Raw genomic sequence first — 18573 nt, 5'->3', positions numbered from 1 at the left:
CGGGCTGTTTGGGACGCTACTGTGGTGTACGCCTCGCACTTTTTGCCTCAATTGTCACCAAATTCCGTGACACTGAAATATTTTTTCTTTCATCTTTTTCATCGTACCCGGCTCTCCGCCAGGTTTACTGAAGCAAAAAGACCGCTTGCCTTTACCCAATAGCTGCAACCTGAAATATCTTTGGTAGAAAGGTATGACAAGCAAGATGCGACTATCCTAGCATTACAAACAAAAAACGCCACGTTTAGACGTGGCGTTACCCGAGTTTTTGTTGTTTAAGAGCGTTTCATCATGTCAAAGAATTCATCATTGGTTTTGGTCATGGCCAATTTGTTCATTAGGAATTCCATGGCATCGGTTTCACCCATGGGATGGATGATTTTACGCAGGATCCACATCTTTTGCAGCTCCTCCTGCGTGGTAAGCAGCTCTTCTTTACGGGTACCGGAACGATTGTAATCAATGGCGGGAAAGACGCGTTTTTCCGCAATTTTCCGCGAAAGGTGCAATTCCATATTACCGGTACCTTTGAATTCTTCGTATATGACTTCGTCCATCTTCGAGCCGGTATCGATTAGCGCCGTCGCGATAATGGTCAGGCTGCCGCCTTCTTCCATATTACGCGCCGCGCCGAAGAAACGTTTCGGGCGATGCAATGCGTTGGCATCCACGCCGCCGGTCAATACTTTACCGGACGCGGGCACCACGGTGTTGTAGGCGCGGGCCAGGCGGGTAATGGAGTCCAGCAGGATGATAACGTCTTTTTTATGCTCCACCAGACGCTTGGCTTTTTCGATGACCATCTCGGCCACTTGTACATGGCGTGAGGCCGGTTCATCGAACGTTGAGGCAATGACTTCGCCTTTCACCAGACGCTGCATTTCGGTCACTTCTTCCGGCCGTTCGTCGATCAGCAGCACCATCAGCACGCAATCAGGGTGGTTGTAGGCGATGCTCTGCGCAATATTCTGCAGCAGCATGGTCTTACCGGCCTTGGGAGGGGCCACAATCAGTCCGCGCTGACCGCGACCGATAGGGGCGGCCAAATCCAGCACCCGGGCGGTGAGATCCTCGGTGGAACCGTTACCGCGTTCCATGCGCAAACGGGAGTTGGCATGCAGCGGAGTCAGGTTTTCGAACAGGATTTTATTACGGGCATTTTCCGGCTTGTCGTAATTGACTTCGTTGACTTTCAACAGTGCAAAGTAACGCTCGCCCTCTTTCGGCGGCCGGATCTTGCCGGAAATGGTATCCCCTGTTCGCAGGTTGAAGCGGCGGATTTGGCTCGGAGAAACATAGATATCGTCGGGACCGGCCAGGTAGGAGCTGTCACTGGAGCGCAGGAAACCGAATCCATCCTGCAATATTTCCAAAACGCCATCGCCAAAGATATCCTCACCACTTTTGGCATGCTGCTTTAAAATGGCGAAGATGATGTCTTGTTTGCGCATGCGGGCCAGATTTTCCAGCCCCATATTTTCGCCGAGAGTTACTAGCTCAGAAACCGGCGTATTTTTTAATTCGGTAAGGTTCATAATGGTGGGTTCTTAAACTCGGGGTATTTCTCGAACTATTCTTGTGGATGGTATGGCAGCGTAAAATCGTGCCTGTCTAACGGCATTTAATCCCAGTGCATCCCGTTTGGGCTGATGAACAGCAAATCATGCAATATGAATACAAGAAGACTGAAGATTGAGAGCGCCTAAAAACGGATCAATTCAAATCCAGATTGCCTGAACACCTTGCTTGATCACGCCAATGCTGTTCTATAACGGGACTCGGGCAAAGAGTAAAGCTCAGATTCAAACTACGGGTAAGATCTAAATGCAGTGGACATAAACTTAGCATGGTTCTTGGCGGGCGTCTAGCGGTCAATACGAGAAATCATAATGAAGCCAGAGCCCGGCAAAAAATCACCCTGAGGCAATTACAAATTTTTATTCAGAAATTCTTTTAATTGACCCTTGGACAGCGCGCCGACCTTGGTTGCCACCACTTCGCCATCCTTGAACAACAACAGCGTCGGAATGCCCCGGATACCATATTTAGGCGCCGTGGCCGGATTCTCATCGATGTTCAGCTTGGCGATGGTCAATTTGCCTTCGAATTCATCAGCGACTTCAAGGAGTATAGGCGCTATCATCTTACAGGGACCGCACCACTCCGCCCAGAAATCCACCAGGAACAATCCCTTTGCCTGCAACACGTCCTTGTCGAAGCTGTCGTCACTTAAGTGAATAATTTTATCGCTCATGTTCTACTCCACAGGATTATCATTACCCGGCTGATTCACAGCTTACAGACGCCGGGTTGACTTTATTTCACTGGATACGCTTTCGTAATGCAATAGTTAACTGTTATTCTACCACACTATGAGCAAAACACACTTAACCGAAAAGAAGTTTTCCGACTTCGCCCTGCACCCGCTGATTATTGAATCCCTTTTAAAACAAGGATTTAGTAATTGTACGCCTATTCAGGCGCTGACGTTGCCCATCACCCTCGACGGGAAAGATGTGGCGGGCCAGGCGCAAACCGGAACCGGAAAGACGCTGGCCTTCCTCGCGGCCGCGTTTCATCATTTACTGACACATCCCGCGGATGAGCAGCGCCAAATCAATCAGCCGCGTGCTCTTATCATGGCGCCGACCCGCGAGCTGGCGGTGCAAATCCATTCGGATGCCGAACCCTTAGCCCAGGCAACCGGCCTGAAAATGGGTCTGGCCTACGGTGGCGACGGCTACGATAAGCAGCTTAAGGTTCTCGAATCCGGGGTCGATATCCTGGTGGGCACCACCGGCCGTCTCATTGATTATACCAAGCAGAACTATGTCAATATGGGCGCCATTCAGGTGGTGGTGCTTGACGAAGCCGATCGCATGTTCGATTTGGGTTTCATCAAGGATATCCGCTGGCTGTTCCGGCGTATGCCCGCCGTTGAACAACGCCTGAATATGCTGTTTTCCGCCACCTTATCCTACCGGGTGCGCGAGCTGGCGTTCGAACATATGAACAACGCCGAATATGTGGAAGTGGAACCCCTGCAAAAAACCGGCTACCGCATCCAGGAAGAGCTGTTTTATCCCTCCAACGAAGAAAAGATGCGCCTGCTGCAAACGCTGATTGAAGAAGAGTGGCCGGATCGCTGCATCATTTTCGCCAATACCAAGCACCGCTGCGAAGATATCTGGGGCCATCTGGCCGCCGACGGACATCGTGTGGGCCTGCTCACCGGCGACGTTTCGCAAAAAAGGCGTTTGCGTATCCTGGAAGACTTTACCCAGGGAGCGCTGGATATCCTGGTGGCCACCGATGTCGCCGCCCGCGGCCTTCATATCCCGCTGGTTACCCATGTATTCAATTACGATCTGCCCGATGATTGCGAAGATTATGTCCATCGTATCGGCCGGACCGGACGCGCCGGGGAAAGCGGCAGTTCCATCAGCCTAGCCTGTGAAGAATATGCATTGAACCTAACGGCGATTGAAAGCTATATTGGCCATCAAATCCCCGTCAGTAAATACAATAGCGATGCGCTATTGAATGAGCTTCCTGCGCCGAAACGGCTCACGCGCGCCCGGCCTGGTACGGGCCCGCGCCGCCATTCCGTATCCCGTCGCAGCGGAGCGCCGCGTCATAACCGCAAACGTCCGGGCTAACCAAGATGCCGAGCTGCACCTCTCTTTACGCCGCCATTGACTTAGGCTCTAACAGTTTCCATATGTTAGTGGTTCGTGAGGTGGGCGGCTCCATCCAGACGCTGGCGCGCATTAAACGTAAAGTGCGCCTGGCTGCCGGATTGGATGCCGACAATCGGCTATCCCAGGAAGCCATGCAGCGCGGCTGGCACTGCCTGAAGCTTTTTGCCGAACATTTGCAGGATATTCCGCCGGCGCATATTCGCGTGGTGGCGACCGCTACGCTGCGTATTGCCGTCAATGCCGACGCCTTTCTGGTCCCCGCCCGAGAAATCCTGGGCAGCCCCGTACAGGTCATCAGCGGCGAAGAAGAAGCGCGGCTGATTTATCAGGGCGTGGCCCACACCACCGGGGGGTCGGACGAGCGCCTGGTGGTGGATATCGGCGGCGGCAGCACCGAGCTGATAGTGGGACGCGGCGCCCAGGCGCTGGAACTGTTCAGCCTGGAAATGGGATGCGTTACCTGGCTCGAACGCTGGTTTAACGATCGCAGCCTGACCAAAGAGAATTTCGAGCAGGCGGAACAGGCGGCGCGGGAAATGATCCGTCCGGTGGCATCAAGTCTTCTGGCCTCGGGCTGGCAGGTTTGCGTCGGCGCGTCCGGCACGGTACAGGCTCTGCAGGAAATCATGGTGGCGCAGGGCATGGACGAACACATCACCCTGAGCAAGCTTCTTCAGCTCAAACAGCGGGCCATTCAGTGCGGCAAGCTGGAAGAACTGGAAATCGAGGGACTGACCCTCGAGCGGGCGCTGGTATTCCCCAGCGGCCTGTCGATATTGCTGGCGATTTTCCATGAGCTGGGCATCAAAACCATGACACTGGCCGGCGGCGCGCTGCGGGAAGGCATCATGTACGGCATGCTGAATATTTCGGTATGCGTGGATGTCCGCGAACGGACGCTGAAAAATCTGCAGCACCGCTATCAGCTTGATGTCGAACAGGCGCAGCGGGTGAGCCGGCTGGCGGATGATTTCGCCCGTCAGGTGGCCAAGGCGTGGCAGTTGGATGAACGATGTTTCACCTTGCTGCACTGTGCCACCATGATTCATGAGATTGGACTGAGTATCGATATCAAAAACGCCCCGCAACATGCCGCCTATCTCACCCGGCATACCGATTTACCCGGTTTCACCCCCGCCCAGCAGAAACTCATCGCTACGCTTTTGCAAAATCAGAGCCATCAGATTGACGTCGCCCAGCTAAACCAGCAAAACAGCCTGCCGCCCCGGATGGCGCAGCGCCTGTGCCGCCTGATGCGTTTGGCGATTATTTTCGCCAGCCGCCGCCGCGACGAGACGGTTCCCGAGGTCAAACTGCGGGCGCTGGACGATACCCTGCACGTGCTGTTGCCCCACGGCTGGCTGAAGGCGCATCCGCTGCGGGCGGAATACCTGGAGCAGGAGAGCCAGTGGCAAAGCTACGTCCATTGGCCGCTGCTGCTGGAAGAAATTCATTAAAGCTACGTTCATGGGCCGCTGTGAGCGAAAGAGCCGGTAATCGAGCTTGTTGACAAAGTTCTGAGTTCCCGGTCGGGACAGGATGCTAGATCGGGTCGCAACGCCCACATACCGTGACCATGTACAGCAGAGAAGATTATTGCGGGCTTTGCCCTTTGGCTTTGGCCAGTTGCGCCTTGATATTGGCCAGATGGCTCTGTCCTTTAGCCATGCGGTCTTCCGGGCTGACGATTTTCCGGCTGCTTTCCCAGGCCAGATCGTCCTGGGGCAGCTCCAGTAAGAACCGGCTGGGCTCGGGCTTGATGGTTTCGCCGTACTGGCGCCGCTCGCGGCACAGGGTGAAGGTCAGCTCCTTCTGCGCCCGGGTGATGCCGACATAGGCCAGCCGGCGCTCCTCGTCGATATTGTTCTCGTCAATGCTGCTCTGGTGCGGCAGCAGGCCCTCTTCCATACCCACCAGAAAGACATAAGGAAACTCCAGCCCTTTAGAGGCATGTAGGGTCATCAACTGCACCTGATCAAGTTCTTCGTCGTTATCCCCCCGCTCCATCATTTCCCGCAGAGTAAAACGGGTCACCACCTGATCCAGCGTCATCGGCTCGTTCAAATCCGACCCTTCCAGCATCTCGGTCATCCAGGCGAACAGCTGATCGACATTTTTCATCCGCATCTCGGCGGCTTTCGGGCTGGGAGAAGTTTCATACAGCCAGCTTTCGTATTCCATGCCGCGGACAAGATCCCTTACCGCCGGCACCGGCTCGCTTTCCGCCAGCCGGGCAATATGCGCCATCCAGCCGGTGAACTGCTGCAGCGACTCCAGGCCGCGGCCGGTAAGGGTCTGGCTCAGCCCCACATCAAAACTCGCCGAGTACAGGCTTTTCTGACGGGTGGCCGCCCACTCCCCGAGCTTTTGCAGCGTCGCCGGACCGATTTCACGGCGCGGCGTATTCACTACCCGTAAAAAAGCGCTGTCATCATCTGGGTTAGTAAGTACTCGCAAATAAGACAACAGGTCCTTGATTTCCGGTCGGGCAAAAAACGACGTACCGCCGGAAATACGATAAGGAATGCGGTTTTGCATCAGCATTTTTTCAAACAGCCGGGACTGATGGTTGCCGCGATACAGAATGGCATAATCACCGTAGCGGGTTTTATGGATAAAATGATGGGCTATCAATTCACCCACCACCCGCTCCGCCTCGTGATCTTCGTTATTGGCAGTAACCACTTTGAGCGCTTCGCCATAACCCAGGCTGGAAAATAGGCGCTTTTCATACAAATGGGGATTGTTGGCAATCAGGATATTGGCCGCTTTAAGGATACGTTCGGTAGAGCGGTAGTTTTGCTCCAGCTTAATTACCTGCAGGGCGGGAAAGTCCTGCTGCAGCAATGCCAGGTTTTGCGGCCGGGCGCCGCGCCAGGAGTAAATAGACTGATCATCATCTCCCACCACGGTGAAACGGGCGCGGGCGCCCACCAGCATCTTCACCAACTCGTACTGGCTGGTATTGGTATCCTGGTACTCATCCACCAGCAGATAGCGCAGCCGGTTCTGCCAGCGCTCACGGGCCTGGACATCCCGCTGCAGCAAAAGCGTGGGCCTAAGAATCAAATCATCGAAATCCAGCACATTGCAGGCTCTGAGATGAGCGTCGTACAGGCCGTAACAGTGAGCGAACAGCTTCTCCCGTTCGGTGCGCGCCAAGGCTTCGGCCTGCTCCGGACCCAGCAGATCGTTTTTCCAGTTGCCGATGGCCGATGCCAATTGCTTGAGCAAATCCTTGTCGCCATCGATCCACTGTTCGGTCAGATCCTTTAGCAGCGCCTGCTGGTCGTACTCATCGAACAGGGAGAATTTCGCCTTCATCCCCAGCGCCTTGTATTCCTTTTTAATAATTTCCAGGCCCAGGGTATGGAAGGTGGCGATGGTCAACCCCCGAGCTTCCTGCCGTCCCAGGGTCTGCGCCACGCGCTCTTTCATTTCCCGCGCGGCTTTGTTGGTAAAGGTCACCGCGGCGATATGGCGCGCCTGATAACCGCACTGGCGTATCAAGTGGGCGATTTTATTGGTAATGACCCGCGTCTTGCCCGATCCGGCGCCCGCCAGCACCAGGCAGGGCCCGGTAACAAATTCTACGGCATGTTGCTGGCTGGGGTTCAAACGCATAAGGCTTCCGGGATTCATAGGGCTGAAAGTGACGGAGGGAGATTGTAGCAGAAAGCGCGGGGGAGTTGAGGGCTTCCCGGAGGATAGCGCCTGGTAGAGATCGTCTTAGGATCGTGACAAGTACCTGCGTTTACATATATAAAATGTTTGCATTATACGACGAAGGCCCCAGTCCTAAAAATAACCCAACCCTGGCAAGAACTTATGTACCGTAATTATCTATTGTTGACTACTTGGGAAAGAATCGCTCCGCTCACCCCTCCCCATGCACCCGCGCATAAGCCCCCAATTCCTACCCCTACCAACTCCGGGACCCCGGAAATATTTTTCGAGAGGTAAAGACCGGTCTTCCCGCCGATGAACATGCCGGTAGCCGACCCTACCGTTGTGCATGCGATTAACGAAGCCAGGCGCGCCTCCGGCGAAGCAATCAGCCAGGTCTCCAAAACCGTCATTCCAAGAGTGGCCGTACCGGCAGCAAGCGTGGCGGCGATGGCCGTCAGTCTGACTTTATCGCCATGCTGATTATATTTAAAGGGTGTTATCGGGCTATTCCCGGCATTATTTAATGCCGTTGCTAATTTTTCTGAAGAATTATTATTATGTGAATTAATTTTCGAAGTAGTATCTGTGCAAGATAATGTTGACTCAGTGCATGCGATCTTCATTAGATTACCTCTGAACGATATTTATCAAAGCGTAGGAAAATTGTCACAGGCTGTAAAAGCAAATAATAGAGTTGCGCCGGTTATTTGCATTCATCCAACATAATTCTATAATTAATCGCTTTAAAAATAAGAATGCCACGCAGCTAAGCGCGGACCGCCGGCACCTGGCAATATTCGCAGAGCAAATCGGAATCGGGTTCAAAACGGGGTGATGACAGAGGAAGTTCGTCCACCGTAAGTCTATCCATCATGTAATGCGAAATGGGATCGCCAAGCTTAGGGTGCAATAGCGCCAGACAATCGGCAAGCCGTTCGCAAATCGCATGCCGCAATCCGGGATCGCTGCTTTCCAGCAAGGTTTCGGCGAACCGTTCGCAATATCCGGCCAGCTCGGTGAAATCCGTGGTTGAACTGAACGTGAGTGAAAGCAAGGGGTGTTTTGGTTAAGGATCATAGCCAAAAGGCAGCCTCCACTAAGTGATCTGTAAACCACCACCGAAGAGACCAATCCCGACGCCTGATTTTGCAGGCGCGAAAGTACAGTGCAACGGCGTAAATCAAACGGCAAGAATTTTCGATATTCGTTTATACCTCTTGAAGTGGCGTCGCAAAAAAATGAATGCTATATCGGTCATTATCATTCTTAATGCTCAATATGGCATACAATATAAGAATATTCTGCGTTGAGCAGGTTGAAGAAACTGGGCCGCGATATACAGGATGCGCGTAAACGGCGGCGCATCAGCACGTCGCTGATGGCGGAGCGTATCGGCATCACCCGCGCCACGCTCAGCAGGCTGGAGGCCGGCGATCCGAAAGTCTCCATGGGAAGTTATGCCATAGCGCTCTATGTGCTGGGCAAGCTGGATGAATTGGAAAAAATCATCGACAGGACGCGTGATCCCCTAGGGCTGGATTTGATGGATGAACAATTCCCCGTTCGCATCCGTACCGGGAGACAAGGATGAAGTCTATCAACGTCGTCATTGACTGGCACGGCAGCCAACGCCTGGTGGGTCAACTGGACGTGTACGCATCCAGAGGGACGGAACGTTATCAGTTCGCTTTTACCACAGACTGGGCCAGGAATGGATTTGCCATTGATCCGGCCTTAGAACTGATTCCCCGTATTCCGTATACTGAAAATAAACTTTGGGGTGCATTCCAAGATATTTCTCCGGACAGATGGGGACGATTAGTCCAGTCAAGAGTGCAAAACCGCCATTTGTCCGAAAGCGATTTTCTCCTTGGCGTCAGCGATCATATGAGTTTGGGGGCGTTGCGCCTCAGCGATATCGCTCAGTCAGACGTGTTTTTAGCCGATAACCACGATGTCCCGAAATTGGTGAATTTACGGGAACTGGAAGCCGCCGTTCATCGTTTTGAAGCCGGTCAGGAAAGCCCGGCGGATCTGGTCATGATTGCGCAACCCGGTTCTTCCCTGGGGGGGCTCACCCCAAAGCCTCAGTGGAAGACGAAAATAAGCTGTGGCTGGCGAAGTTTCAGAGCAATACCGACACAGAACGGGTATCACTTTGGGAGGCCACCATGCTGGACCTCGCAAAAAACGCCGGAATTCGCACTGCCCATTACCGGGTCCTTAATGGCGGCGGCGACAGACCTGTGCTCCTGGTGGAGCGGTTTGATCGGGTGAAGGGCAAGCGGATCCCCTTTATTTCCGCCATGACCTTACTGGAGCGTAAAGAAAATAGTAAAGAAGGCGCCAGTTATGTTGATATTGCCGATGCCCTCACCCATTACTCACCACAGCCCGCAGCGGATAAGCTGGAACTGTTCAGCCGCATGATTTTTAACGCGATGTCGGGCAATATCGACGATCATTTGCGTAATCATGGATTTTTACGCGAGCCAAGGGGTTGGCGGCTCGCCCCCGCTTACGATATCAACCCGACGATGGAACATTATGCGAGACGACATCATAACCTGTCATTCGATAGCGACCGTTCCAGGCCCTCCCTTGATACCTGTTTGGAGCTGGCGGAGTTCTTCGGTGCGGGAAAGACTGAAATGAATACAGCGTTGGTCAAGATTGCCTACGCTTTATCAAATTGGCGCAACGTTGCGAAACGCAATGGTCTCAGCGGCGATGAAATTAAACGAATGGAGCGGTCGTTTGAGCATGATGATACTGAGAATTTATTGCGTTATTTGCCGTTACGATGACCTTCGTTACGGAAATAAAGTAAACAAGCGGCGGATGAACGGCCGCTAGGCTATTTAACGGTGCGCATTCTTACTGCGCTCGAAGCTTCAAGCACCGGTGATGACTGGCGCTTGATACTTTGATAGATTGGCGCAAATATTTCTAGAAAGGACAAAGTCCCGGCCGATGGGCCAAGACTTTCAGCAAATTGAATCAATGAACGATGGGTTTCAAACTCAGGGCAAACCGATCCAGAGTCAATGAAACTGGCAGGATTCAGCAAAGCCAAGCCGTCCGCGCCGGCAATGGCGCGGAACCATACTCAGTTCGCTACCGCGATGCGCTTCATGTCTTTCATATAGCCGCGCAGGGTGGCACCGATAACTTCGATGGGATGCTGGCGTATAGCCTCGTTCACATCACGCAGCTGGGCGTTATCGATCTCAGCGGCGGCGGCCGGCTTGCCCAGATCCCCCGGCTGCAGGCTGGACATGAATTTCTCTTTCAACAGCGGAATGGCGGCGTTGGCGAACAGATAGTTGCCGTATTCGGCGGTATCGGAAATCACCACGTTCATTTCATACAGGCGCTTGCGGGCGACGGTATTGGCGATCAGCGGCAGCTCATGCAGGGATTCGTAATAGGCCGATTCGGCGATAATCCCTGAGCGGGTCATGGTTTCGAAGGCCAACTCGACGCCGGCTTTCGCCATGGCTATCATCAGCACGCCGTTATCGAAATATTCCTGTTCGCTGATTTTGCCTTCGTATACCGGGGCGTTTTCAAACGCCGTGGCGCCGGTTTCTTCACGCCAGGTCAGCAGCTTGATGTCGTCATTAGCCCAGTCGGCCATCATGCCGCTGGAGAATGCGCCGCTGATGATGTCGTCCATGTGTTTTTCAAACAGCGGCTTCATCAGGGTTTTCAGCTGTTCGGACAGCGCGAAGGCGCGCAGTTTGGCGCTGTTGGACAGGCGGTCCAGCATCAAGGTAATGCCGCCCTGCTTCAGGGCTTCAGTGGTGGTTTCCCAGCCGAATTGCACCAGCTTGCCAGCATAGGCCGGATCGGCGCCGTCGGCCACCAGCTTGTCGTAGCACAGCAGTGAACCCACCTGCAGCATGCCGCACAGGATGGTCTGTTCGCCCATCAGGTCCGATTTCACTTCGGCGACGAACGAGGATTCCAGCACACCGGCGCGATGACCGCCGGTGGCGGCGGCCCAGGCTTTGGCCAATGCCATGCCTTCGCCCTGGGGATCGTTTTCCGGATGGACGGCAATCAGGGTCGGCACGCCGAAGCCGCGTTTGTACTCTTCACGCACTTCGGTACCCGGACATTTCGGCGCTACCATGATGACGGTAATGTCTTTACGGATCTGTTCGCCCACTTCAACGATATTGAAGCCGTGGGAATAGCCCAGCGCCGCGCCTTTTTTCATCAGCGGCTGCACCGCTTTCACCACATAGGAGTGCTGTTTGTCCGGCGTCAGGTTCACCACCAGATCCGCCTGGGGAATCAGCTCTTCGTAGGTTCCCACTTTAAAGCCGTTTTCCGTGGCTTTGCGCCATGAGGGGCGTTTCTCGTCAATGGCGGCCTGGCGCAGGGCATAGGAGATATCCAGACCGGAATCACGCATATTCAGGCCTTGATTAAGCCCCTGGGCGCCGCAGCCGACAATCACCACTTTCTTGCCTTTCAGATAACCCGCTTCATCCGCAAATTCATCCCGGCCCATAAAGCGGCACTTACCCAACTGCTCCAGTTGCTGGCGCAGGTTTAAACTATTGAAATAATTGGCCATCTTGCTACTCCGTATCTATGACATCTATAGGGTATGAATTCCCGGCAACGGCCCGCCGAAGTCAATCGGCCGGTTCCAGCCGGGTCTAGGGATCACTGGCCCGGCGGGAGCGTTGTGCGGGATCGATATGCTGCCCACTATAAAGCATGCATCACGTTGCTGAAATTGATATATTAACAATCTCATGTTGCAGATTGTGCAATGACGTTTAGGCGACCCTTTTATGGATCTCAGAGATCTGAAATTATTCCTTCACTTGGCGGAAAGTCGCCATTTCGGCCGCACCGCCAAAGCGACCCATGTCAGCCCTTCCACGCTGTCCCGGCAGATCCAGCGGCTGGAGGAGGACGTAGGCCGCACCCTGTTTTTACGTGATAATCGCACTGTTCAGCTTACCGACGCCGGCGAGCAATTGAAAATCTTCGCCCAGCAAACATTGCTGCAATATCAACAGTTATCACACCGCCTGGGCCAGCACGGCCCGTCGCTGAGCGGGGAATTACGCCTGTTTTGCTCGGTGACCGCCGCATACAGCCATCTGCCGCCCATTCTCGATCGTTTCCGCGCCGAACATCCGCTGGTGGAGATTAAACTTACCACCGGCGACCCCGCCGATGCGGTGGAAAAAGTACAGTCCAACGATGCGGATTTAGGCATCGCCGGCCATCCGGAGATCTTGCCCGCCAGCATCGATTTCGCCCCCATCGGCCAGATTCCGATGATCCTTATCGCCCCGGCGCTGCCCTGTCCGGTGCGCGCCCAGGCGCTGGCACAAACCCCTGATTGGTCCCGCACGCCGTTTATTTTACCGGAACACGGTCCGGCGCGCCGCCGCATCGATCACTGGTTTCGCAGCAACCATATCTCAACCCCGCAAATTTATGCCACCGTGGCCGGTCACGAAGCCATTGTTTCCATGGTGGCGCTGGGCTGCGGCATAGCGTTGATTCCATCGGTGGTGGTGGACAATAGCCCCGAGCCGGTGCGCAACCGCGTACAAATCATCGAACACGGCACCCCGGTGGCGCCGCTGGAGCTGGGTGTCTGCGTACAAATCAAAAGATTGCAGGAACCGCTTATCGATGCGTTCTGGCAGCGCCTGGAACGGACATAGCTATAAAAGGTTTAAGTCACGTTATAAACGTAAAGGTATTATCTTCGACGTTTCTAACGGAGACCCTTAATGATAAATATCCGCTCAAGCTTATCTGCTCAAACAGTAACCATAAACTACTCTGACCCCGAGACCTTACGCACCTTACTATGGCAAATCTGGGAAAACGAAGCGAGACCGGGACAGGGAGAAAAAAGATCCATCGCGGTACAACGCATGATGGAATGCGAACGTAATGATAGTAATATACTAGACCTGAGCAGTCTTGGCTTGACCAGCCTCCCGCCAGTACTGCCCAAGAAACATCAAATATTAGATATACACGATAATCAACTCAGCGATATAACGCCGGTTTTGGCGCCGAACCTTATGGAACTTAATGCCAGTGAAAACCGGCTTACAATTCTTCCGGATATGAATAATCATTATAAATTAAAATCGCTCAATGTCAGCCATAATCATCTTACTGTACTGTCTAATAATTTGCCACCTGCGCTGGAGATACTTAATATCGGTAACAATCGGCTGAAAAAATTACCGCAATTACCATTATTCCTTGTTGAATTTGATGCGCACAATAACGACTTGATGAATTTCGATGAGGCACTGCCGGCTACCTTGCAATTTTTGGATTTAAGAAATAACCGTAGGTTGACCCGGCTTCCGGCGAAAATGCAACAACAGTTAATTAAATTATTTGTCAGTGGCCCACGCTCTGAATCTAAAATTTCCGGGTCACCGATAGACTTAAAGAAATTTTTTGCAGACGAGAGGCTATTTATCTCCATTTTTGGTAACGTTCCCTCGACGTTGAAACTATAGGGGGCCAACGGCGGCTGAATGTTTCACTCGATTTAAACCTGCTACGGGACTCAGGAAATATTGAAACTCATTGGTTCACCAATGCGTAACGCCGCCCTCTTTGGCCATCCATTGTCTTGGGATTTTTATAATTGATTTAACGGAGAGGGTTTTAAATTACGTCGACTTTCGGGCCTGCCCCACAGGCCCGCTTATTAAAACCAAACGAAGCTCAATTCCTCTCTACTGCGCCCTGTAGGAAAAACCGGAACGCCGGGTTTTGGGTTTCGTTATGGCATTCGTAACCCAGCGCCGACAAGTGCCTGTCAAATTCCGGCTCCCGCTCTGACAGTTCAAACCCCGCCATGACCCGGCCGTAATCGGTGCCGTGGCTGCGATAGTGAAACAGGGAAATATTCCAGTGGGTGCCAAGGGTTTGCAGGAATTTCAACAGCGCCCCCGGCGATTCCGGGAATTCAAAGCTGTAGAGGCGTTCGCGCAGTGGCTTGGAAGGACGGCCCCCTACCATATAGCGCACGTGCAGTTTGGCCATTTCGTCATCGGACAGATCCACCACCTGATAACCGCCGGCGGTGAGTTCGGCCAGGATTTCATCTCGTTCCGCATGGCCGCGGGTCAGGCGAATACCGACAAAAATACAGGCATTATCCGCATCGGCATAGCGGTAGTTGAATTCGGTCACCGCCCGGCCGCCCAATAGCTGGCAAAACTTCAGGAAGCTGCCCTTTTGTTCCGGAATGGTGACCGCCATCAGGGCTTCCCGCTGTTCTCCCAGTTCGCAACGCTCCGAAACATACCGCAGCCCGTGAAAATTCACATTGGCGCCAGACAGGATGTGCGCCAGCCGCTCACCGCGGATATTATGCTGCTGGATATACTTCTTCATACCCGCCAGCGCCAGCGCCCCCGCCGGTTCCGCGATGGCGCGGACATCTTCGAAAATATCCTTCACCGCCGCGCAGATGGCGTCACTGTCCACCGTCACTACATCATCCAGATATTCCCGGCACAAACGAAAGGTTTCGTCGCCGATACGCCGCACCGCCACGCCTTCGGCAAAGCCGCCCACGCGGGCCAAATCCACCGGTTCGCCGGCATCCAGCGCCGCCTTTAGGCAGGCGGACTCCTCAGCCTCGACGCCGATGACCTGGATTTGCGGCATCAGGTGCTTAATCAGCACCGCGACGCCGGCGGCCAGACCGCCGCCGCCCACCGGCACAAAAATGCGATCCAGATGGGCATCCTGTTGCAACAGCTCCATGGCCAGCGTGCCCTGCCCGGCGATCACCGCCGGGTGGTCGAACGGCGGCACAAAGGTGTAATTGAACTCCCGTGAGAGTTCGATGGCTTTAGCTTTGGCTTCGTCAAAATTGGCGCCGTAGAGCAGGGCCTCGCCGCCAAAGCCGCGCACCGCGTCCACCTTGATGTCCGCCGTCGCCACCGGCATGACAATCAGGGACTTGATGCCCAGTTTAGTGGCCGATAGCGCCACCCCCTGGGCATGGTTGCCCGCCGAGGCGGTGACCACCCCGTGGGCTTTCTGCTCTTCAGTCAGGCCGGAAATCATGGCGTAGGCGCCGCGCAGCTTGAAGCTGTGCACCGGCTGCCGGTCTTCCCGTTTCACCAAAACGTTATTGCCAAGACGCGCCGACAGCTTGTCCATGTGCTGCAATGGCGTGACCTGGGCCACTTCATACACCGGCGAGCGCAGCGTGGCGCGTAGATACTCCGCGGCGCACGGCGCGGCGGGAAGCGGTTGTGAATCTGCCATGGCCTTAGCCTCCCAGCTTGCTTTTATCACGCACCGCGCCTTTATCGGCGCTGGTGGCGAGCAGGGCATAGGCTCGCAGGGCAAGCGACACCTGACGCTCGCGGCCATGGGGGTGCCAGGCGGCGTCGCCGCGCGCCAGCTCAGATTCGCGCCGGGCGGCCAGCTCGCTGTCCGCCACGTCCAGGGCGATACTGCGCTCATGGATATTGATGGCGATGATATCGCCGTCGTTTACCAGGCCAATCAGCCCGCCGCTGGCGGCTTCAGGTGAAACATGGCCGATGGACAGCCCGGAGGTGCCGCCGGAAAACCGGCCGTCGGTAATCAGCGCGCACTGTTTGCCCAGGCCCATGGATTTCAGGAAGGTGGTGGGATAGAGCATTTCCTGCATGCCCGGTCCGCCCTTGGGACCTTCGTAGCGAATAACCACCACATCCCCCGCCACCACTTTACCGCCGAGGATGGCTTCAGACGCCTCTTCCTGGCTTTCATAGACCTTGGCCGGTCCGCGGAATACCAAGCTGTTCTTATCCACACCGGCGGTTTTCACGATACAGCCGTCTTCGGCAATATTGCCGTAAAGCACCGCCAGTCCGCCGTCCTGGCTGTAGGCGGATTCACGGGTACGGATACAGCCGTCTTTGCGATCGGTATCCAGGGACGGCCAGCGGCAGTCCTGCGAGAACGCCTGAGTGGTGCGAATACCGGCCGGACCGGCGGAATACATGCTTTTCACCGCCGGATCATCGGTGACCATCACGTCGTATTGCCGCAAGGTTTCCGGTAATGTCAGGCCCAGCACGTTGCCCACCTCGCGGTTAAGCAGCCCGGCGCGGTCCAGTTCTCCCAGAATACCCAGCACGCCGCCGGCGCGGTGAACGTCTTCCATATGGTATTTCTGCGTGCTCGGCGCCACTTTGCACAGATGCGGCACTTTACGGGACAGGCGATCGATATCCGCCATGGTGAAGTCCACTTCCCCTTCCTGAGCCGCCGCCAGCAGATGCAATACGGTATTGGTGGAACCGCCCATGGCGATATCCAGCGTCATGGCGTTTTCAAAGGCGGCCTTGCTGGCGATGCTGCGCGGCAATACGCTTTCATCGTCCTGGTCATAATAGCGTTTGGCCAAATTAACGATGCGGGTACCGGCATTGAGGAACAGCTGCTTGCGATCGGCATGGGTGGCCAGCAGCGAACCATTGCCCGGCTGGGAAAGGCCGAGGGCTTCCGTCAGGCAGTTCATGGAGTTGGCGGTAAACATACCGGAACAGGAACCGCAGGTGGGGCAGGCGGAGCGCTCAATCTGGTTGCTGTCTTCGTCGGACACGTTGGGATTGGCCCCCTGCATCATGGCGTCAATCAGATCCAGCTTGATGATTTTGTCGGATAACTTGGTTTTGCCGGCTTCCATCGGGCCGCCGGACACAAAAATCGCCGGGATATTGAGCCGCAGCGCCGCCATCAGCATCCCAGGGGTGATTTTATCGCAGTTGGAAATACAGACCATGGCATCGGCGCAGTGGGCGTTGACCATGTATTCCACCGAATCGGCGATAAGCTCGCGGGAGGGCAATGAGTACAGCATGCCGCCGTGGCCCATGGCGATGCCGTCATCCACGGCAATGGTATTGAATTCTTTCGCTACGCCGCCGGACGCCTCGATTTGTTCGGCGACCAATTTACCCAAATCGCGCAGGTGGACATGCCCCGGCACAAATTGGGTAAAGGAGTTCACCACCGCGATAATCGGCTTGCCGAAATCATCATCGGTCATTCCGGTGGCGCGCCATAAGGCACGGGCGCCGGCCATATTGCGGCCATGGGTTGTGGTCGCGGAACGGTACTTAGGCATGCTCAATACTCCAGTTAATCTTTTTTGTCAGGCGGCCGATGCCGCCTAAATTTCTGATTTTGTGCCCGGGCAGGCTAGCAACCAGAGAAATCTGATGCCACCTGCTCTGTAATCTCTTTTCAGCTATTGACCGGATCCAGCCAGCCCCATCTGTCTTCGGTTTTGCCGGTAAACAAGCCGAAGAACGCCTGTTGCAGTTGCTTGGTCACCGGACCGCAGCGGCCGATGCCCACCTGGATACCGTCGACGCTGCGCACCGGGGTGATTTCAGCGGCGGTGCCGGACATGAACACTTCGTCCGCCAGGTAGAGGGATTCACGGGATAGGACCTGTTCGCGAACCTCGATGCCGAGCTGCTTGGCCAGTTTGATAATGGCGTCGCGTGTGATGCCGGGCAAGGCGGACGAGGTAAAGGGCGGCGTAAACAGGATGCCTTCTTTCACTTCAAACAGGTTTTCGCCGGCACCTTCGGAAACATAGCCGTGCACGTCCAGCGCAATCCCTTCCTGATAGCCGTGGCGGCGGGCTTCGCTGCCCACCAGCATGGATGAAAGATAGTTACCGCCGGCTTTGGCCGCCGTGGGTATGGTATTGGCCGCGACGCGATTCCAGGAAGAGACCATGGCGTCGATACCCTGATCCAATGCGTCTTCGCCCAGATACGCGCCCCAAGGGAAAGCGGCGATGATGACATCGGTGGTGTAGTCCGGCGGCGGGTTAACGCCCATGCCCACGTCGCCCACGAATATCAGCGGGCGGATATAGGCGCTCGTCAGTTTGTTTTTGATCAGCACCGCGCGGGTTGCCGCCATCAATTCGTCCACGCTCTGGCTTACCGGCATGCGATAAATCTTGGCGGAATCGCGCAGGCGCTGCATGTGTTCACGATGACGGAAAACCACCGGCCCTTTATGGGAATCATAGCAACGCACACCTTCGAAGACTGATGATCCATAATGCAGCGCATGGGACATCACATGGACCTTGGCATCCGCCCACGGAACCATTTCGCCATTGAACCAGATAAAATCAGCTTTCTTCGTCGTCATTTTC

The 18573-nt window shown here is 54.8% G+C and carries 15 protein-coding genes and 1 pseudogene; 7 read left to right on the top strand and 9 right to left on the bottom strand.

Annotated features, from left to right (window positions below):
- Positions 1–275: 275 nt before the first annotated feature.
- Together rho and trxA are read right to left on the bottom strand one after the other, a co-directional pair.
- Positions 276–1535, bottom strand: coding sequence for a transcription termination factor Rho (gene rho, locus ACL2XO_RS02850; RefSeq protein ID WP_132923829.1), 1260 nt, complete (start codon positions 1533–1535; stop codon positions 276–278).
- A 392-nt stretch (positions 1536–1927) separates the two neighbouring features.
- Complete coding sequence (gene trxA / locus ACL2XO_RS02845) at positions 1928–2254, bottom strand: thioredoxin TrxA (RefSeq protein ID WP_132923830.1); 327 nt, start codon at positions 2252–2254, stop codon at positions 1928–1930.
- A gap of 118 nt (positions 2255–2372) precedes the next feature.
- Between trxA and rhlB the strand changes: the two genes are divergently transcribed.
- The gene (gene rhlB / locus ACL2XO_RS02840) at positions 2373–3659 is read left to right on the top strand and encodes an ATP-dependent RNA helicase RhlB (protein ID WP_132923831.1); all 1287 of its coding nucleotides are present in this window, start codon (positions 2373–2375) and stop codon (positions 3657–3659) included.
- A 5-nt stretch (positions 3660–3664) separates the two neighbouring features.
- On the top strand, positions 3665–5158 hold the full coding sequence (gene gppA, locus ACL2XO_RS02835; RefSeq protein ID WP_413742138.1) for a guanosine-5'-triphosphate,3'-diphosphate diphosphatase: 1494 nt from the start codon (positions 3665–3667) through the stop codon (positions 5156–5158).
- A gap of 136 nt (positions 5159–5294) precedes the next feature.
- On the opposite strand, the gene rep is transcribed toward gppA, so the two are convergent.
- The 3 genes from rep to ACL2XO_RS02820 form a co-directional block, all read right to left on the bottom strand.
- Positions 5295–7325 (bottom strand): DNA helicase Rep, encoded by a 2031-nt coding sequence (gene rep, locus ACL2XO_RS02830; protein WP_413742137.1) that lies wholly within the window; start codon positions 7323–7325, stop codon positions 5295–5297.
- Positions 7326–7540: 215 nt separating this feature from the next.
- On the bottom strand, positions 7541–7993 hold the full coding sequence (locus tag ACL2XO_RS02825; protein WP_413742136.1) for a hypothetical protein: 453 nt from the start codon (positions 7991–7993) through the stop codon (positions 7541–7543).
- A 143-nt stretch (positions 7994–8136) separates the two neighbouring features.
- Positions 8137–8424, bottom strand: coding sequence for a hypothetical protein (locus ACL2XO_RS02820; RefSeq protein WP_413742135.1), 288 nt, complete (start codon positions 8422–8424; stop codon positions 8137–8139).
- A gap of 252 nt (positions 8425–8676) precedes the next feature.
- Between ACL2XO_RS02820 and ACL2XO_RS02815 the strand changes: the two genes are divergently transcribed.
- From ACL2XO_RS02815 to ACL2XO_RS02805, 3 genes and pseudogenes are all read left to right on the top strand, one after another.
- Positions 8677–8961, top strand: coding sequence for a helix-turn-helix transcriptional regulator (locus ACL2XO_RS02815; protein ID WP_413742134.1), 285 nt, complete (start codon positions 8677–8679; stop codon positions 8959–8961).
- Positions 8958–9221: pseudogene (locus tag ACL2XO_RS02810) on the top strand (HipA N-terminal domain-containing protein); the annotation flags it as partial. The gene ACL2XO_RS02815 and the pseudogene ACL2XO_RS02810, both read left to right, overlap by 4 nt.
- A gap of 239 nt (positions 9222–9460) precedes the next feature.
- Entirely contained in the window at positions 9461–10177 is a 717-nt protein-coding gene (locus ACL2XO_RS02805; protein ID WP_413742133.1) for a type II toxin-antitoxin system HipA family toxin, read from the top strand.
- 302 nt (positions 10178–10479) lie between these two features.
- On the opposite strand, the gene ilvC is transcribed toward ACL2XO_RS02805, so the two are convergent.
- Positions 10480–11958 carry a ketol-acid reductoisomerase gene (gene ilvC / locus ACL2XO_RS02800; RefSeq protein ID WP_132923837.1) on the bottom strand — a complete coding sequence of 493 codons (1479 nt, stop codon included), beginning with the start codon at positions 11956–11958 and terminating at the stop codon, positions 10480–10482.
- Between the two features lie 223 nt (positions 11959–12181).
- On the opposite strand from ilvC, the gene ilvY reads away from it, so the two are divergent.
- On the top strand, positions 12182–13072 hold the full coding sequence (ilvY, locus tag ACL2XO_RS02795) for an HTH-type transcriptional activator IlvY (RefSeq protein WP_413726343.1): 891 nt from the start codon (positions 12182–12184) through the stop codon (positions 13070–13072).
- 69 nt (positions 13073–13141) lie between these two features.
- Complete coding sequence (locus ACL2XO_RS02790; RefSeq protein ID WP_413742132.1) at positions 13142–13894, top strand: hypothetical protein; 753 nt, start codon at positions 13142–13144, stop codon at positions 13892–13894.
- A 211-nt stretch (positions 13895–14105) separates the two neighbouring features.
- Here ACL2XO_RS02790 and ilvA read toward each other — a convergent pair whose 3' ends face one another.
- The 3 genes from ilvA to ACL2XO_RS02775 form a co-directional block, all read right to left on the bottom strand.
- Complete coding sequence (gene ilvA, locus ACL2XO_RS02785; protein WP_413726341.1) at positions 14106–15665, bottom strand: threonine ammonia-lyase, biosynthetic; 1560 nt, start codon at positions 15663–15665, stop codon at positions 14106–14108.
- A 4-nt stretch (positions 15666–15669) separates the two neighbouring features.
- A complete protein-coding gene (gene ilvD, locus ACL2XO_RS02780; RefSeq protein ID WP_413742131.1) occupies positions 15670–17520 on the bottom strand; it encodes a dihydroxy-acid dehydratase in 1851 nt (616 codons plus the stop codon).
- Between the two features lie 119 nt (positions 17521–17639).
- Entirely contained in the window at positions 17640–18569 is a 930-nt protein-coding gene (locus ACL2XO_RS02775; protein ID WP_132923842.1) for a branched-chain amino acid transaminase, read from the bottom strand.
- Positions 18570–18573: the final 4 nt, after the last annotated feature.

This window comes from Sodalis sp. RH15 (assembly GCF_047324255.1).
Taxonomy (GTDB): Bacteria; Pseudomonadota; Gammaproteobacteria; order Enterobacterales; family Enterobacteriaceae; genus Acerihabitans; species Acerihabitans ligni.
The sequence above is the reverse complement of the archived record's forward strand: the minus strand, read 5'-3'. Positions and strand labels throughout refer to the sequence as shown.

What these genes read in the sequence shown, in the direction of transcription:
- rho (WP_132923829.1), bottom strand. Translation starts at nt 1,535, where the DNA reads ATGAACCTTACCGAATTAAAAAATACGCCGGTTTCTGAGCTAGTAACT.
- trxA (WP_132923830.1), bottom strand. Translation starts at nt 2,254, where the DNA reads ATGAGCGATAAAATTATTCACTTAAGTGACGACAGCTTCGACAAGGAC.
- rhlB (WP_132923831.1), top strand. Translation starts at nt 2,373, where the DNA reads ATGAGCAAAACACACTTAACCGAAAAGAAGTTTTCCGACTTCGCCCTG.
- gppA (WP_413742138.1), top strand. Translation starts at nt 3,665, where the DNA reads ATGCCGAGCTGCACCTCTCTTTACGCCGCCATTGACTTAGGCTCTAAC.
- rep (WP_413742137.1), bottom strand. Translation starts at nt 7,325, where the DNA reads ATGCGTTTGAACCCCAGCCAGCAACATGCCGTAGAATTTGTTACCGGG.
- ACL2XO_RS02825 (WP_413742136.1), bottom strand. Translation starts at nt 7,993, where the DNA reads ATGAAGATCGCATGCACTGAGTCAACATTATCTTGCACAGATACTACT.
- ilvC (WP_132923837.1), bottom strand. Translation starts at nt 11,958, where the DNA reads ATGGCCAATTATTTCAATAGTTTAAACCTGCGCCAGCAACTGGAGCAG.
- ilvY (WP_413726343.1), top strand. Translation starts at nt 12,182, where the DNA reads ATGGATCTCAGAGATCTGAAATTATTCCTTCACTTGGCGGAAAGTCGC.
- ACL2XO_RS02790 (WP_413742132.1), top strand. Translation starts at nt 13,142, where the DNA reads ATGATAAATATCCGCTCAAGCTTATCTGCTCAAACAGTAACCATAAAC.
- ilvA (WP_413726341.1), bottom strand. Translation starts at nt 15,665, where the DNA reads ATGGCAGATTCACAACCGCTTCCCGCCGCGCCGTGCGCCGCGGAGTAT.
- ilvD (WP_413742131.1), bottom strand. Translation starts at nt 17,520, where the DNA reads ATGCCTAAGTACCGTTCCGCGACCACAACCCATGGCCGCAATATGGCC.
- ACL2XO_RS02775 (WP_132923842.1), bottom strand. Translation starts at nt 18,569, where the DNA reads ATGACGACGAAGAAAGCTGATTTTATCTGGTTCAATGGCGAAATGGTT.